Origin of the sequence: Streptomyces lanatus (genome assembly GCF_014655715.1) — a bacterium.
GTDB classification, from domain to species: domain Bacteria; phylum Actinomycetota; class Actinomycetes; order Streptomycetales; family Streptomycetaceae; genus Streptomyces; species Streptomyces lanatus.
In genome coordinates, this window is record NZ_BNBM01000023.1 from 132,466 (window position 1) to 148,202 (window position 15,737).

Here is a 15,737-nt window from a genome sequence, read left to right on the forward strand (position 1 = left end):
CGGATGGCACTTCCCTGCCGGGCCCACTCAGTTCGCTATCCCTCGGTCACGGTGCCCACCGGGCTTCTACGGCCCAGGTGGTGTCCTCTGTTAAGAGCGCGGGGTTGTCCCAGGTGTGGGTGCCGCCCGGGGTGGCCAGCCACAACTCGGCGTAGTAGTGGCACAAATACTCGTCGAGGCAGTTGCGCGACTCGAAGCTTTGACTTGCTCCTCGGCTGAAGCCCGAGGATTCTGGCCTTCTCTCTCGTTGCTGTGCCGCTACGCGGCAGGGGCTTCGGGAGGGAATCCGTGGCTTCCTGCTTCGTTGCGCTGTGCCAGAACGGATTCTGGTCTTATCGGCGCTCCACAGGCCGATGCCGCCAGTCCGGCGGCCTTTTTCACGTTGCGTGCGGAGTTGATGTCCCGGTCGAGGAGGGCTCCGCACGCGGGGCAGGTCCATTCCCGGATGTGGACGGGTTTGGGTCCATCCACGTGGTCACAGTACGAGCAGGTCTGACTGGTCGGCACGAACCGGCCGATCTTGATCAGGGTACGCCCATACCGGTCGGCCTTGTAGACGAGCATGGCCACGAACTGTGACCAGCCCGCATCGTGCACACTCTTGGCCAGTCTGGTGCGTGCCAGTCCGTTCACCGCCAGGTCCTCCACGCCGATGGCTTGGTTCTCGCGGATCAGCTTCGTGGAGAGCTGGTGGTGAAATTCACGGCGCGCGTCGGCAACTTGAGCATGGGCGCGGGCGACCTTCAGGCGGGCCTTGTTCCGGTTCTTGGATCCCTTCTGTTTGCGGGACAGCTCCCGCTGGGCCTTCTTGAGCTTCTTCTCCGCGCGGCGCAAAAACCGCGGGGAGTCGGTCTTCGTGCCGTCGTCGAGGATCGCGAAGTGCGTCAGCCCCAGGTCGATGCCGCTCTGCTGGTCGGTATCGGGCATACGGGCTGCGTCGGCGTCCGGGTCGGTGTCGATGACGAACGAGGCGAAGTACCTCCCGGCCGCGTCCTGGAGCACGGTCACGGAGGTGGGGGTGGTGGGCAAGGTGCGCGACCACTTCACCTTGACGGTCCCGATCTTCGGCAGGCTCAGCCGTCCGCTGTCGGTGATCGACCAGCGGGCGTTGGCGGTGAACCGGATCGACTGCCGGGCATCCCTGCGGGACTTGAACCTCGGCGCCCCCAGCTTGGGCCCCTCGCGCTCGCCCCTGAGGGAAGCAAAGAAGTTCCTGTATGCGGTCTCGGCATCGCGCAGGGACTGCTGGAGCACGACCGCGGAGACCTCGCCCAGCCAGGAGCGGGCCTCGGTCTGCTTGGCCTGGGTGATCAGGCGCGTGGACAGCTCCCCGGCTTTCGGGAACGGGCCTCCCGCCGCTCTGGCGTCCGCACGGGCGCGCACGGCGTCGTTGAACACGACGCGGGCGCACCCGAACGCCCGTGCCATCGCGCCGCGTTGGGCATGATCCGGGTACAGACGAAAGCTGTACCGAAGCTGCATGAGAGCCACCGTACACACGTGGACTACAGGCGAGATGCCGGAGATCAGAATTGGTCGGCGGCCTGCCGTGGGGGCTCGGCCGTCGGGCTCGGGTTTCTCACATGAGCTGTCGTCTGCGGCCCAGCCAGGTCTGGGCGATGACGACGACGGCGAGGAAGGCGCCGCTGACGACCTGCTGGTAGGAGGAGTCCAGGGAGCCGATCTGGTTGATGACGTTCTGGATGACCTTCAGCAGCAGGACGCCGACCAAGGAGCCGCTGACGTAGCCGAGGCCTCCGGTCAGCAGGGTGCCCCCGATGACGACGGCGGAGATGGCCTCCAGTTCCATTCCGTTGCCGAGGATGGTCACGCCGGAGGCGAGCCAGGCGGCGTTCAGCGCGCCGGCCAGACCGGCCAAGAGGCCGGACAACGTGTAGACGAGGATCTTGGTGCGGGCCACGGGAGCGCCCATCAGGGCCGCCGCGTCCTCGTTTCCGCCGACCGCGTACACGTGCTGTCCGAAGCGGGTCCGGCGCAGCACGACGGCTCCGGCGACGAACAGGGCGAGGGTGATCCACACCGGGTTGCCGAGCCCCAGGGTGGTGCCCTGGCCCAGCTCGGCGAGGAAGGAGCCCTTGCCGATCAGGAAGGTGTCAGCGCCCTCGTCGGTGATGGCGAGCAGCAGGCCGCGCGCGCCCAGCATGGCGGCGAGGGTGACGATGAACGGGGCGAGTCGGGAGCGGGCGACCAGCAGGCCGTTGACGACGCCGATCAGTCCGCACACCGCCAGCGGCAGCAGCAGGGCCACCAGGGTGCCGTGGCGTGACCCCCAGGCCGCGAGGACGCCGCCGAGGGCGAACAGCGAGCCGACGGACAGGTCGATGCCGCCGGTGATGATCACGAAGGTCATGCCGAGGGCGACGATCGCCAGGAAGGCCGAACTCGTCGCCATGTTGCTGACGTTGTCGCCGGTGGCGAAGGAGTCGAAGGAGAACGACGCCACCAGGGAGACGAGCACCAGCACGGCCAGGGCGCCGTGCTGCTGGATGAGGGCGCTCAGCCGCTCGGAGCGCGCGGAGCCGACCGGTTCGGTCTCCCCCGTCGGCTCGTTGTTCGCGGTGGTCACAGACGCGTCCGCTTTCGTGACGGTCATCGCTTCCCCCGTCCCCGTGCCGCGTACACCGCGGCGACGATCACTATGGCCTGGGCGATCTGGGTCCAGGAGGGCGGCAGATCGTGCTTGATGAGGGTGGCGGTGAGCAGCTGGATGAGGACGGCTCCGGCCACGGTGCCGGCGATGTTGACCCGTCCGCCCGTCAGCGGGGTGCCGCCGACGACGACCGCCGTGATGGCCGAGAGCTCCATCAGGTTGCCGAGCGAGGTCGGGTCACTGGCCTGGAGGCGGGCGGTCGCCAGCACACCGGCGACGGCCGCGAGCAGCGCGCAGACGACGTACACGATGATCAGCACGCGACGCACCGGCAGACCGGCGAGCTGGGCGGCGGGCCGGCTGTCGCCGATGGCGAGGAGTTGGCGGCCGAAGGTGGTGCGGCGCACCACGAAGGCCACCAGCACGGCCAGGACGGCGGCGATCAGGATCAGGTACGGGATGCCGAGGACGTCACCGGAACCCAGGGAGGCCAAGGAGGGGTTGCGCAGGTCCTCCAGCTGGGGCAGCAGCACGAGTGCGAGGCCCCGGCCGCCGACCATGAGCGCCAGGGTGGCCACGATCGGTTGCACGCCGACGAGCGCGACCAGCGCGCCGTTGGCCAGTCCGACCGCGGCGGCGAAGAGCGCGACGACGAGCAGGGCGGGCAGCAGCCCGTAGCCGAGGTAGAGCGCGGTGACGGAGGCCGCCAGCGCCATCACGGCACCGACGGACAGGTCGACGCCCTCGGTGCCGATGACCAGGGCCATGCCGAGGGCGACGATGATGACGGGGGCGACCTGGACGGCCTGGGTGCGGAAGTTCTCGGCGGAGAGGAAGTGCGGGGTGATGACGGTGTTGACGACGAGCAGTGCCGCGACACCCGCGTAGACGCCGTACGTCTGCAGCCACTGGAGCACGCGGGCCTTGTCCAGCGGGACGGTGCGGAGGGTGGCCTCAGCCATCGGTGGCCACCTCCTTGGCCAGGTGCTCCACCTGGGCGTCCCCGGCGATGGTGCGCATCAGCTTGTCCTCGGTGACGTCGTCGCCGGTCAGTTCGCCGACGACGGCACCGTCCTTCAGTACGACCACGCGGTCGGACCCTTCGATCAGTTCCTCCAGGTCGGAGGAGATGAGCAGGACGCCCAGGCCGTCGGCGGCCAGTTCGTCCACGAGTTTCTGCACTTCGGCCTTGGCGCCGACGTCGATGCCGCGGGTGGGCTCGTCGAGCAGCAGCACCTTGGGGTTCATGGCGAGCCAGCGGGCGAGCAGCACCTTCTGCTGGTTGCCGCCGGAGAGTTCACCGACCTTCTGGTGCGGTGAGGAGGCCTTGATGCGCAGCCGCTTGATGAAGGTGTCGACGACGCTGTCGACACGCGCCTCGGAGACGAGGCCGAAGCGGGAGAGGCGGGGCAGGACGGCGAGCGCGATGTTCTCGCGGACCGAAAGGCCGGGGACGATGCCCTCGCTCTTTCGGTCCTCCGGCAGCAGGCTGACGCCCGCCCGGATGGCGGCCGGTGCCGAACCGCCGCGTAGCGGGACGCCGGCCACCGTGACCCGGCCCGAACGGACCGGCAGGGCACCGGAGATGGCCTTCGCGGTCTCGGTACGGCCGGAGCCGAGGAGCCCGCCGAGGCCGACGACCTCGCCGGGCCGGATGCTCAGGGACACTTCGTGAAGTTTGTGCGGCACCGTCAGTTCGCGCGCGTCCAGCACCGGTTGGGTGTCGGTCGCCTCGTGGTCGCCGGTAAATTTGGTGAGGCCCTCCTCGCGGACCTCGCCGAGGTCCCGGCCGAGCATGGTGGAGACCAGGGCGAGGCGGTCGAGGTCGGCGAGGCTGCCGTGGTGGACGCGTCGGCCGTCGCGGAGCACGGTGACCGTGCCGCACACGGCGTAGAGCTCGTCGAGGCGGTGGCTGACGTAGACGACGGCGATGCCCGCGTCGCGCAGGCGCCGGATCACCGAGAACAGGGTCTCGACCTCGCGCGGTTCGAGGGAGGAGGTCGGCTCGTCCATGATGACGATGCGGGCGTCGGTGGCCACGGCACGGGCCAGCGCCACCATCTGCTGGGCGCCGACCCCGAGGGTGCGCAGCGGCCTGCGGACGTCGACGCGGACGCCGTAGCCGCGCAGGGTCTTCTCGGCCTCCCGGTTCATGCGTGCGATGTCCAGTACGCCGAAGCGGTTGCGCGGTTCGCGGCCGAGGAAGAGGTTGCGGGCCACGCTGAGCAGCGGGATCAGGTTGACCTCTTGGTAGATGGTCGAGATGCCCGCCTTCTGTGCCTCCAGCGGTGTGGCGAAGGAGACCTTGCTGCCCTGGAAGGTGATCTCGCCTGCGTCGGGGCGGTACACGCCGGTGAGGAGCTTGATGAGGGTCGACTTGCCGGCGCCGTTCTCGCCGATGAGGGCGTGGACCTCGCCGGCGTGCAGGGTGAGGTCCACGTCGTCCAGGGCCCGGACGCCGGGGAAGGACTTGCTCAGTCCGCGGACGGCGAGGACTTCGGCGGGGGGTGCCACCTGTGCCTCCAGGAAGAAGAAGGGGTGCAGGAGTGGGCCGGGGGCCCGGACTCGCCGGGCCCCCGAGGGTTCAGTACGCCTTGCTGATCTCCGACTTCGCGTTGTCCGCGGCGTAGGCGCTGTCCTGGATGATGACGTCCTGCGGGACTTCCTCGCCCTTGGTGAAGGTCTCCAGCGTCTGGAACGCCAGCGGGCCGAACCGGGGGTTGGACTCGATGACTCCGCTGATCCAGCCGTCCACGATGCCCTGGACGGCGTTGCGGGTGCCGTCGACGGTCACGATCTTGACGTCGCCGGCCTTCTTGCCCGCGCCCTTGAGCGCGGCGACCGCGCCGAGGCCCATCTCGTCGTTCTCGGCGTAGATGCCCTTGATGCCGGGCTTGGACTGGATGAGCTGCTCGGTCACCTGCTGGCCCTTCTCGCGGGCGAAGTCACCGGTCTGCTCGAACACGACCTTCAACTCCGGTGCCTTCTCGGCGATCCGCTCCTTGAAGCCCTTGGTGCGCTCGGTGGTGACGTTGTTGCCGGCCGAGCCGAGGAGGATGGCGACCTCGCCCTTGCCGCCGGTCGCCTCGATCATCTGGTCGGCGGCGCGTCTGCCCTGCTCGACGAAGTCGGAGGCGATGAAGGAGACATAGTCCTTGCAGGCGGTGGCGTTGATCTTCCGGTCGATCGTGACGATCGGGACCTTCTTGGCGGCCGCGGCCTGGAGCACCGGGTCCCAGCCGTCGGAGTTCAGCGGGGCGATCACCAGCAGGTCAGCGCCCTTGGCCAGAAGGTCCTGGACGTCGCTGATCTGCTTGGAGAACTGCGACTGCGCGTTGGCCGTGAGCAACTTGACGCCGCGCTTCTTCGCCTCGTCCCTGATGGACCGGGTCTCGGCGATGCGGAACGGGTTGGCCTCCTTCTCCGACTGGGAGAAGCCCACGGTCGCGTTCTTCAGATCCAGCTTCTCGGCGCCGTAGGCGTCGATCGCACAGGTCTTGCTGCCCGGCTTCGGTGTGACGACCTTCTGTTCGGCTCCGGCTGCCGCCGGGGACTGCGTGTCCTTCGACGCGTCGTCCTCCGACTTCGCGCAGGCGCCGGCGGTCAAGGCCACCGCGGCGGCCAGGGCCACGACCCCGGGGCGGGTGAGGAGACGAGGACGGTGAGTGGTGCGTTGCATGGTGACCCCGATCCGGGCGACGCTGAAAGGGAACTGGGGAGCTGACGCAGGAGCAGAAACGGTGCATCTCCCCTGGCGGGCAACGTTGTCGGGCCCGCTGCAAGGAGGTTTTTACATCGTTGGAAGGACGCTGTAAACCCCCTGTGCGCACACCTGTGTGCATCGTTGGAAGGCGGGGATACGGGGGAAGCGCTTACCCGATGGCGGGTTCGGGGCGTGCGTCAACTCCCGTACGGCCCAGGGACCTCGGGCGACCAAGCGCTCGGCGGCAGCCACGGGTGCCCACCGAGCGCGGCAAGCAGGAAGCAGGGTTTCAGGCCGCGGCCGGTGAAGTGGTCACCGCCGCCGTACCCGCACAAACCGGTACCCGTCGAGAGGTCAGCCTTGCGGAACGCCTGCCGGCGCCCCGCGCCCGAGGGTGCTCTCCCGCTCGACCAAACGGTAGTCCGCCCAGACTCGGCGGGGTTCGGCAGCCTCGCCGCCCAGCCGGGCGAGTACCGACTCCACGGCGAGTCGGCCGATGGCTGTCTTGTCCGGCGACACGGAAGTGAGCGTCACCGCGCCGAAGTGCCCCTCGACCACGTCGTCGAAACCGACGACAGCGATGTCCTCCGGGACGCGCAGTCCGCGCTCATACAGGACCCGCATCGCACCGATGGCCATCGGGTCGTTGTACGCGAAGATCGCGTCGGGGCGCCGGCCGGCATCGAGGATCCGGGTCATGGCCGCCGCGCCGTCCACATGCCCCCAGCCGTCCGTGGCGGCCACGAGCCCGTCGTCGGCGGGGAGTCCGGCGGCGGTGAGCTCCTCGCGCCAGCCGCGTACGCGCAGTTGCGCGGGCTCGCTGCGGCCGCGTCGGTCGCCGATGAACGCCACCTCCCGGCGTCCGAGGCCGACCAGGTGCCGGACGGCGGTGCGCGCCGCGGCGACGTTGTCGATGGCGATGTGGTCGTAGGGCAGGTCGTAGTCACGCTCCCCGAGCAGCACCAGCGGTACGTTCTCCGCACGGTCGCGCAGGTCCTCGGCCTCCAACTCGATGGGGCTGAGGATGAGTCCGTCGATGACGCGCGCGCGGAAGCCCTGACTGACGAGGAGTTCCTGTTCACGGCGTCCGCCGGTGTGGTCCAGCAGCACGATGTAGTCATGGGCGGCGGCGGCATCGATGACGGCGGCGGCCAGTTCGGCGAAGTACGGGTTGCCCAGTTCCGGCAGGGCGAGCGCGATCATGCCCGTGCGGCCTTTGCGCAGGTGCCGGGCGGCAAGGTTGGGCCGGTAGCCGAGCGCGTCGATGGACCGCTGAACACGTTCACGCATGACCGGGGTGACGTGCTGGTAGTTGTTCACCACGTTGGAGACGGTCTTGATGGAGACCCCGGCATGGGCGGCGACGTCCTTGAGGCTGACCCGCACGGCTTTCCCTTTCAGAGCGGCCCGACTCGGGCGGTCGGTGCGGGTACGGTGTCGTCACCGTGAGCCTGGCGCCGAGTCCCAGTGCTTGACATTTACAACGTTATACAGCTGCCATTGTCGCGCTGACAAGGCGTTGTACCGACACCCGGGGCGCGGACTGCACCTCGCCGTGCGACCCGCCGAACACCCGCAGGAAGCGCTTGCCCCCCGTGGGAAGTGTCGCCGTCGGACGGACAGAAGGCGACTGTCGGAACGTATCCGATGAAGTACGCCGCCTCGGCACACGCCGCGTCACGCCGAGGGCCGGTCAGGACTGCCTGGTCCGGAGTCCGTCCACGATCAGTGTCAGGATGCGGGCCGCCCGCGCCGCGCCGCCTCGGGCCGGCTCGATACGCCACAGAACGCCGAGCTGGAGGAGGACGTCCTCCGGGTCGAGGCCGGGCTTGAGGGTGCCGTCGTCCGCGCCGGCTTCGAGCAGGCGGGCGATGGCGGCGACGAACGGCCCGTAGTACTCGTCGTCGAGACCGCCGTTGGCGGCCGCGTGGATGACCTCCGCCACGCCGAACTTGAGCCGGCCGTAGTGCGCGACCTCCTCGAACCAGAGGCGGAGCGCCGTCAGAGGCGGGTTCTCCCCCAGGAGGACCGGCACACGGTCGATCAGGCCCTGGATGTCGTGCCGGTACAGCTCCATGACCAGCGCCTCCCGTGTCGGGAAGTGCCGGTAGAGCGTGCCGATGCCCACGCCCGCCTGTTTGGCGATCGCCGTGAGCGAGGCGGAACCGGACCCGGACAGTGCCACGCGCGCGACGGTCAGGATCCGCTCCCGGTTGCCCAGGGCGTCTCTCCGGGTCGGTTTCGCGGGTGGCGGGTTCACGTGAGAGATCCAATCATGCCGATTCCGTCGTACCGGGTCGGTCGTGCCGGGCGGTCGTGCCCGTAGGCCACGCGGCCGGCCGTGCCGGTTGCCAAGCGGAGGGGCCTCCGTTACGTTTGGAAGGCATAGCGGAGGGCCCTCCGTTTCATTCTGGCACATGGCCTCATCCCACCCCCCCTTCCACGGAGGATTCCCATGCCCGAATCGGTATTGGTCACCGGCGGCAGCGGCTACATCGCCGGCTGGTGCATCGCCGAGCTGCTGCGCCGCGGATACGACGTACGGACCACGGTGCGCAGCTCCGAGCGGGAGTGCTTCGTCACCGAGGCCGTCTCCAGCGAGGTCGACCCGGCGGGGCGCCTGAGTTTCGCGGCCGCCGACCTCACGGCGGACGACGGCTGGGACGCGGCGATGAAGGGCGTCGACCACGTCCTGCACGTCGCGTCCCCCTTGGGCGCCGCCTCCGGCGACCCCCAGGCCCTCATCGCCCCGGCGCGCGACGGCACCCTGCGCGTACTGCGGGCGGCGACTGCGGCGGGCGTACGGCGCGTGGTGATGACGTCGGCGGCGAACGCGGCGAGCCCGTCGTCGTACACCGCCGAGGGCGTCACCGACGAGACCCTGTGGACCGACCCGGACGACCCGACGCTGATCCCGTACCGCCGTTCCAAGACCCTCGCGGAGCGCGCCGCCTGGGACTACATGGAGGGCTACGACGGTCCCACCGAGTTGACGACCGTGCTTCCCGGTGCCGTGTTCGGCCCCGTGCTCACGCCCGGCAACCTCGGGTCGGTCGGGATCATCGCCCGCATGGTCTCGGGGCAGACGGCTGGAGCCCCGCGCATCGGCCTCGAGGTCGTCGACGTCCGTGACCTGGTCGAGGTGCACATCCTGGCGATGACCTCACCGGCCGCCGCCGGTCAACGCTTCCTCGCCACCGGCGAGTTCCTGTGGATGAACGACATGGCCCGCATCCTGCGCGACGGGCTGGGCGAACGCGGTCGTCGAGTCAGGACGCGTCGGATCCCGGACTTCGCGGTCCGTCTGGCGGCGCGGTACCAAGATCCCTCGCTCCGCGAGATCACCCCCTCACTGGGCCGCCGCAACCGGCACAGCACCGAGAAGGCCCGCACCCTCCTCGGCTGGCAGCCACGCCCCGCACGCGAGACGGTCCTCAACTGCGCCGAGAGCCTGATCGCACACGGCGCGGTCCAGGCGTAGCCGACGCCGGGAGATCGACGGAGGTCTCACCTGCCAGGACGCCAAGCGCAGGGGTGAGATGCGCCCAGAGCCGCTAAACGCGTCACCCTGCCGATCGTCGCGGCCCCACGCCTGCCCGTCATTCCGCACGCTCGGCCTCCTCGACGGGCGGCATGAACGCCCGCAGCCACCTCTCCGTCTGCGCGACATGCGCCTGGGCCGCGCCGGCCGCGGCGACGGGATCGTGGTCGGCTATGGCGGTGGCCAGGACGCGGTGGTCGTCGTCGCTCTTCCTGCGCAGGTCAGGCCCCTCGGGCAGGGTGAAGACCTGGTATTTGCGGGAGCGGGCGCGGAAGACTGCCAGCAGAGTGGCCAGGGTGGGATTGCCGCCCACGCGGGCGATCTCCGCGTGGAAGCGGTGGTCGAGTTCGGAGGCCTTGGTGGGGTCGCTCGTGGCCTCCATGTCCTCGATGAGGGAGAAGAGCGTGCGCACGGTCTCCGGTGTGCAGCGCGCCGCCGCCTGGGCGGCCACATGGGCCTCCAGGACGCGCCGGATCTCGTAGACCTCCAACAGGCCCGAGAGCGGCAGGAGTTCGAGGGTCAGGGAGAGACTGCCGATCACGTCCTCGGGCCTCAGCTGTGAGACGTAGGTGCCCGAGCCGTGTCGCGGCTCGATGACGCCCAGGGCGGCGAGCATCCGTACGGCCTCGCGCAGCGACCCCCGCGAGACGCCCAACTCCTCACAGAGCTCGCCCTCGGGGGGAATGCGGTCGCCCGGACCGAGGCGCCCCGTCCCGATCATGTGCCGTAGGCCGTGGAACGCCTTCTCGACTGCGGACATCCGTCCCCTCTTCCTCCCCTGACGGGCCGGCGAATCATGCCGCCGCCCTCGGAGCACTGTAGCGAGTGTCAGATGTGTCGGATGCATGCCACTTGAAAGTCATCTGATGACTTTCACTGTACGACCCTTGTTTCCGCCGAGAAAGGTGGTGCAGGATGCCGAGTCATCAAACGTGTCCGGCGGATTCTGATCTTCCGTGAGCCCGCCCCGCCCAGATGTGGAGTCCTGTGAGCGAGACCGAGGTGACCACCGCACCGCGCCCTCTGCTGCTGGCGGACGGCCGGCCCGCCGACCGGGCGTGGTCGCTGGATCCTGCCCTCAAGCACCTGAACCACGGCTCCTTCGGGGCGGTTCCGCTGGTGGCTCAGGAACGGCAGGAACTGCTGCGGGTGGAGATGGAACGCTCACCCGTGGTGTGGTTCCCGGCGCTCCCCCAGCGGCTCGCCGCCGCCCGTATCGAGCTGGCCGACTTCCTGCGCGTCCCCGCCGGCGACCTCGCCCTGGTGCCGAACGCCAGCGCGGGCGCGAGCGTCGTCTACGCCGCCCTCGCCTTGCGTCCCGGCGGGGAGATCGTCGTCACCGACCACGGCTACGGGGCCGTGACGATGGGTGCCGAGCGGCTGGCACGGCGCTGGGGCGGCCGGGTCCGTACCGCCCGGGTGCCGCTGGACGCGGACGCGGACCAGGCGTACGAGGCCGTGGTCGCCGAAGTCGGCGACGCCACCGAACTGGTCGTCGTCGACCAGATCACCTCGGCGACCGCGCGCCGGCTCCCGGTGGAGCGCATCGGGGCCGAGGCCGGTCGGCGCGGCATTCCCGTCCTCGTCGACGGAGCGCACGCGCCCGGACTGCTCGACGCGCCGCTCGCCGACGCGACCTACGACTTCTGGACCGGCAACCTGCACAAATGGGGCTGCGCCCCGCGCGGCACCGCGGCGCTGGTCGCCCGCGGCCCGCTGCGCGAGCGGCTCTACCCGCTCATCGACTCCTGGGCCGCGGCCGATCCGTTCCCGGACCGCTTCGACACGCAGGGCACCATCGACGCCACCGCCTACCTCGCCGCGCCGACGTCCCTCGCCTTCGTCGAGCGCACCTGGGGCTGGCCCGCCGCCCGCCGCTACATGGACGACCTTGCCGACTACGGCGCCTCGGTCATCGGCAGCGCGCTCGGCGCGGACACCACGGTCGAAGTCGGCATGCCCGTCCCCGGCATGCGCCTGGTGCGCCTCCCGGACGGACTGGCCGCCGACCGGATCGAGGCGGACGCGCTGCGCGACCGGGTGGCCCTCGAACTGGGCGTGGAGGCGGCCTTCACCAGCTTCGACGGCATCGGCTACATGCGCCTGTCCGCCCACGTCTACAACACCGCCGCCGACTACGAGTACTTCGCCGAGGAATGCGTCCCCGTCCTCGGCAAGTGGGCACGAGAGAACTCAGGGAAGAGGTCAGCACAATGAGAAGAAGGACGGCAGTTCTCGCGCTCGGCACCGCCGCCGCGATGGTCCTGACCGGCTGTTCCACCATGAGCCCCGAGGCGAGCGGAACAGTCACCCTCAACATGGTCGAGAGCCTGACGAACCCGACCCGCACCGACCTGCTCAAGGACCTCATAGCCGACTTCGAGCAGCAGAACCCCAAGGTCAAGGTCAACCTGGTCTCCCCGCCCACCGAGCAGGCCGACCAGAAGCTCCAGCAGATGCTCCAGTCCGGCAGCGGGGTGGACGTCCTGGAGGTCCGGGACATCACCGTCGGGCCCTGGTCGAACAACGGCTGGCTCTACGACATGAAGAAGGACCTCGACGGCTGGAAGGGCTGGGAGGCGATGACCCAGAACGCCGTCAACGCCTCGAAGGACGCCAAGGGCAAGACGTACTTCGTCCCGTACGGCTTCTACGGCCTGAGCCTCTTCTACCGCACCGACCTGATCAAGGAGGCGGGCTTCAGCAAGCCGCCGGCCACCTGGGCGGAACTGGTGGAGCAGGCCTCCGCCATCCACGACCCGGCGAAGCGCCGTTACGGCTACGCCTTCCGCGGCGGCGCCAACTCCAACAGCAACGCCACCGCCGCCATCGAGGCCTACCTCGCCGACCAGGTCGACCCGGCGAACGGCTTCAAGCTCAAGGACGGCCGTACGATCTTCGCCGCCCCCGAGGCGGAGAAGGCCATGGAGAACTACCTCAAGCTCTTCAAACAGGCCTCCCCCAAGTCGTCCGTCGCCTGGGGCTACCCGGAGATGGTCGAGGCGTTCTCCAACGGCTCGACGGCCTTCCTGCTCCAGGACCCTGAAGTGATCGCCACCGTCTCGGAGTCCAAGTCCATCGACAAGGACCAGTGGGGCACCGCGCCGCTCGTGGCCGGGCCCGGCGGCAAGACCGTGCAGCCGCTGGCCACCGCCGGGTGGGGTGTCGCCCAGGGCAGCGACCACAAGGCCGAGGCGGTCAAGCTGGTCGAGTTCCTCTCCCAGGGGGAGGCGTCGACGACGTTCACCAAGAAGAACAGCCTGGTGCCCATCCTCAAGTCGGCGACCAGCGACCCCTTCTACAAGACCGGCCCCTGGTCGAGCTACGTCACCATGACCGAGCAGCCCGACAAGTACCTGGTCGTCACCCAGCCGCGCGGTGTCACCTGGTGGGCCGAGTGGCAGCAGAAGGCGGACGCCGACGTTCAGAAACTGATCCTCGGCAAGACCACGCCCAAGAAGCTGGTCGCGAGCTGGGACGCGTACTGGACCGAGAAGTGGCAGCAGGAGCAGTAGACATGTCCGTCACGTCCACAACGGCGACGAAGACGAAGACGCCGGGCGGTGGGGAGACCTCGCACAAACGGGGTCTCCCCCGCGGGGGCCGGCGGCGGGAGTTCACCACCCGGCGCGGTCTTCAGATCGCTGCGTTCATGGCGCCGGCCGCGGTCTTCGTGGCGGTCTTCACGTACTACCCCATGATCGCGGGCGGTCAGATGGCCTTCCGCAACTGGAAGTTGACCGACCTGACCGACACCTCCTGGGTCGGGTTGAAGAACTTCCGCGACGTCTTCGCCGATCCGGCCTGGGGCACCGTCCTCGGCAACAGCGCGATCTGGGTGTTCGGTTCGATCGTGCCGCAGCTGGTGATCGGCTTCGCGCTCGCGCTGTGGCTGCGCCGCCGCTTCCCCTTCCGCGGCCTCTACCAGGCGCTGATCTTCTTCCCCTGGGCGATCTCCGGATTCCTCATCGGCATCCTCTTCCGCTGGCTGTTCAACAGCGAGTTCGGTGTCGTCAACGACCTGCTCCAGAAGGCCGGTCTCATCGACGAACCGGTCGCCTGGCTGGCGGATCCGAAGACGGCGATGGTGGCCGTGCTCATCGCCAACATCTGGTACGGCGTCACCTTCTTCGCGATCATGATCCTGGCCGCGCTGCAGTCGATCCCCGACGAGTTGTACGAGGCGGCGGCGCTGGACGGCGCGGGCAAGGCGCGCACGCTGTTCCAGATCACGATCCCGTACATCCGCACCACGCTGGCGCTGACCGTGCTGCTGCGGGTGATCTGGATCTTCAACTTCCCCGACCTGATCTTCGGCATGACCGGCGGCGGGCCGAACAACGAGACGCACATCGTGACCACCTGGATGATCAAGATCACTCAGCAGGGCGACTACGGCAGGGCCTCCGCGCTCGGCCTCCTCGTGGTGGCCGCGCTGCTGGTGTTCGCGGTGTTCTTCCTCATGGCCACGCGTGAGAAGAAAGGAGTGCGGCGATGATCGGCAAGGAGTCCACGGTCGGCCGGGTGGTCAAGTTCACCTTCCTCGGCGTGTGGCTGCTCTTCACCGTCTTCCCTCTCTACTGGATCACCGTCACCTCGCTCAAGGCGCCCGGCGACATCTTCAAGTTCCCGCTCGCCTACTGGCCCGAGCGGTTCTCCCTGGAGAACTACAGCGGCCTGTTCGGCACGGCCGACTTCGGGACCTACCTCACCAACAGCCTCATCGTCTCGACGGTGGCCGGCGCGACGGCGACGGCGATCTCGATGCTCTCGGCGTACGTGCTGGCCCGCTTCGAGTTCCGCACCAAGTCGGCTCTGCTGATGGCCGCCCTCGTCACCCAGATGATCCCGTCGTTCATCGCGCTGGGACCGCTGTACCTGCTGATGACCGACCTGCGGCTGGTCGACAACCGCCTCGGTCTGATCCTCGTCTACATCGCGGTGTGCATCCCGTTCTGCACGGTGATGCTGCGCGGCTTCTTCGAGAACATCCCGGACGCCCTGGAGGAGGCCGCCATGATCGACGGCCTGTCTCGGTTCTCGGCGCTGTTCCGGGTCCTGCTGCCGGTGATGCGCCCGGGAATCATCGCCGCGTTCATCTTCAACTTCGTCAACTGCTGGAACGAGCTCTTCCTGTCGGTGACGCTGATGAACAGCGACAGCAACAAGACCGTCCCCACAGCCCTGAACGGCTTCATCTCCAGCTTCAACATCGACTGGGGCTCGATGTCCGCGGCGGCCGTCCTCACCATCCTGCCCACCATGCTCCTGTTCGCCTTCGCCAGCCGCCACATCGTGCAGGGGCTCACTTCGGGGGCGGTGAAGGGCTGAAGGACGGACGCTCGAACGCTACGGCAGCCCTTGGCTGTCGACCGTCCTCAACGCCCGGTCCGGGGGCGACGCGGGCGCGCGGCCTTCCGGCTGTGTGGCGACGGGATGCCGAGGAGCAGGGGCGATGAGCACGGTGAGGGGCCCATACACGGCGCTCATCGCCGTCCTGCGTGGTCTCTCGCAAGCCCGCAGCACCGCCCCCACCGGCGCACGGGCCTCCGTCGACGAAAGCGCCTGGAGCTCGGTTCGGAAAACAGCGGACACTCAACGGCACCACCTGGGCGGCCGGGATCTGACCGCCGAGGGAATCCGCCTTCTGGCCATGGGCGGCGCCATGAGCGTCGCCCACTACACCCACCTCCTCGGGCAGCCCGGCCTGGGCCTGCGCCTCACCGGGCTGTGCGACGTGGCAGAGCGCCTCAGGAAGCGGCGGTGGCTCGCGGCGAGTTGGCGCACGTGGCCGTAAATGATCCCGCGCAGGAACGTGCCCAGAGTGGAAGGCGCGCGCACTCCGCCGAACAGATTGTCCATGGCGCGCCTGCGCGCAGCCG

Annotated in this window: 14 protein-coding genes and 1 pseudogene; 6 read left to right on the top strand and 9 right to left on the bottom strand. The window is 69.0% G+C overall.

The features are described 5' to 3' along the window. Positions 1-46: 46 nt before the first annotated feature. The 8 genes from IE325_RS47315 to IE325_RS40850 all read right to left on the bottom strand — a co-directional run bounded on the left by IE325_RS47315 (position 47) and on the right by IE325_RS40850 (position 8,574). Positions 47-355 (bottom strand): AbfB domain-containing protein, encoded by a 309-nt coding sequence (locus tag IE325_RS47315; RefSeq protein WP_268256391.1) that lies wholly within the window; start codon positions 353-355, stop codon positions 47-49. Next, a complete protein-coding gene (locus IE325_RS40820; RefSeq protein ID WP_190075242.1) occupies positions 259-1,482 on the bottom strand; it encodes an RNA-guided endonuclease InsQ/TnpB family protein in 1,224 nt (407 codons plus the stop codon). The genes IE325_RS47315 and IE325_RS40820 overlap by 97 nt, the downstream gene beginning before the upstream one ends. Before the next feature lie 97 nt (positions 1,483-1,579). Beyond that, complete coding sequence (locus tag IE325_RS40825; protein WP_190075243.1) at positions 1,580-2,614, bottom strand: ABC transporter permease; 1,035 nt, start codon at positions 2,612-2,614, stop codon at positions 1,580-1,582. Beyond that, the gene (locus IE325_RS40830) at positions 2,611-3,573 is read right to left on the bottom strand and encodes an ABC transporter permease (RefSeq protein ID WP_190075244.1); all 963 of its coding nucleotides are present in this window, start codon (positions 3,571-3,573) and stop codon (positions 2,611-2,613) included. Before IE325_RS40830 ends, IE325_RS40825 begins: the two co-directional genes overlap by 4 nt. Beyond that, complete coding sequence (locus IE325_RS40835) at positions 3,566-5,125, bottom strand: sugar ABC transporter ATP-binding protein (protein WP_190075245.1); 1,560 nt, start codon at positions 5,123-5,125, stop codon at positions 3,566-3,568. Before IE325_RS40835 ends, IE325_RS40830 begins: the two co-directional genes overlap by 8 nt. A 70-nt stretch (positions 5,126-5,195) precedes the next feature. After that, entirely contained in the window at positions 5,196-6,290 is a 1,095-nt protein-coding gene (locus tag IE325_RS40840; RefSeq protein WP_190075246.1) for an ABC transporter substrate-binding protein, read from the bottom strand. 378 nt (positions 6,291-6,668) lie between these two features. Then, positions 6,669-7,700, bottom strand: a complete 1,032-nt coding sequence (locus IE325_RS40845) for a LacI family DNA-binding transcriptional regulator (RefSeq protein ID WP_190075247.1) — start codon at positions 7,698-7,700, stop codon at positions 6,669-6,671. 307 nt (positions 7,701-8,007) lie between these two features. Continuing rightward, a complete protein-coding gene (locus IE325_RS40850) occupies positions 8,008-8,574 on the bottom strand; it encodes a TetR/AcrR family transcriptional regulator (protein ID WP_190075248.1) in 567 nt (188 codons plus the stop codon). Between the two features lie 195 nt (positions 8,575-8,769). Between IE325_RS40850 and IE325_RS40855 the strand changes: the two genes are divergently transcribed. Further along, positions 8,770-9,795 carry an NAD-dependent epimerase/dehydratase family protein gene (locus IE325_RS40855; RefSeq protein ID WP_190075249.1) on the top strand — a complete coding sequence of 342 codons (1,026 nt, stop codon included), beginning with the start codon at positions 8,770-8,772 and terminating at the stop codon, positions 9,793-9,795. A gap of 118 nt (positions 9,796-9,913) precedes the next feature. Here IE325_RS40855 and IE325_RS40860 read toward each other — a convergent pair whose 3' ends face one another. Continuing rightward, positions 9,914-10,615 (bottom strand): FadR/GntR family transcriptional regulator, encoded by a 702-nt coding sequence (locus tag IE325_RS40860; protein ID WP_190075250.1) that lies wholly within the window; start codon positions 10,613-10,615, stop codon positions 9,914-9,916. 227 nt (positions 10,616-10,842) lie between these two features. On the opposite strand from IE325_RS40860, the gene IE325_RS40865 reads away from it, so the two are divergent. The 5 genes and pseudogenes from IE325_RS40865 to IE325_RS40885 form a co-directional block, all read left to right on the top strand. Then, positions 10,843-12,072 carry an aminotransferase class V-fold PLP-dependent enzyme gene (locus tag IE325_RS40865; RefSeq protein WP_190075251.1) on the top strand — a complete coding sequence of 410 codons (1,230 nt, stop codon included), beginning with the start codon at positions 10,843-10,845 and terminating at the stop codon, positions 12,070-12,072. Continuing rightward, positions 12,069-13,370, top strand: coding sequence for an ABC transporter substrate-binding protein (locus IE325_RS40870; protein ID WP_190075252.1), 1,302 nt, complete (start codon positions 12,069-12,071; stop codon positions 13,368-13,370). The genes IE325_RS40865 and IE325_RS40870 overlap by 4 nt, the downstream gene beginning before the upstream one ends. Before the next feature lie 2 nt (positions 13,371-13,372). Further along, positions 13,373-14,353: a carbohydrate ABC transporter permease gene (locus IE325_RS40875; protein ID WP_190075253.1), complete on the top strand. Its 981-nt coding sequence runs from the start codon at positions 13,373-13,375 to the stop codon at positions 14,351-14,353. Further along, positions 14,350-15,186: a carbohydrate ABC transporter permease gene (locus IE325_RS40880; RefSeq protein WP_190075254.1), complete on the top strand. Its 837-nt coding sequence runs from the start codon at positions 14,350-14,352 to the stop codon at positions 15,184-15,186. The genes IE325_RS40875 and IE325_RS40880 overlap by 4 nt, the downstream gene beginning before the upstream one ends. 283 nt (positions 15,187-15,469) lie before the next feature. After that, a pseudogene (locus tag IE325_RS40885) lies at positions 15,470-15,604 on the top strand (ATP-dependent endonuclease); the annotation flags it as partial. Between the last annotated feature and the right edge of the window lie 133 nt (positions 15,605-15,737).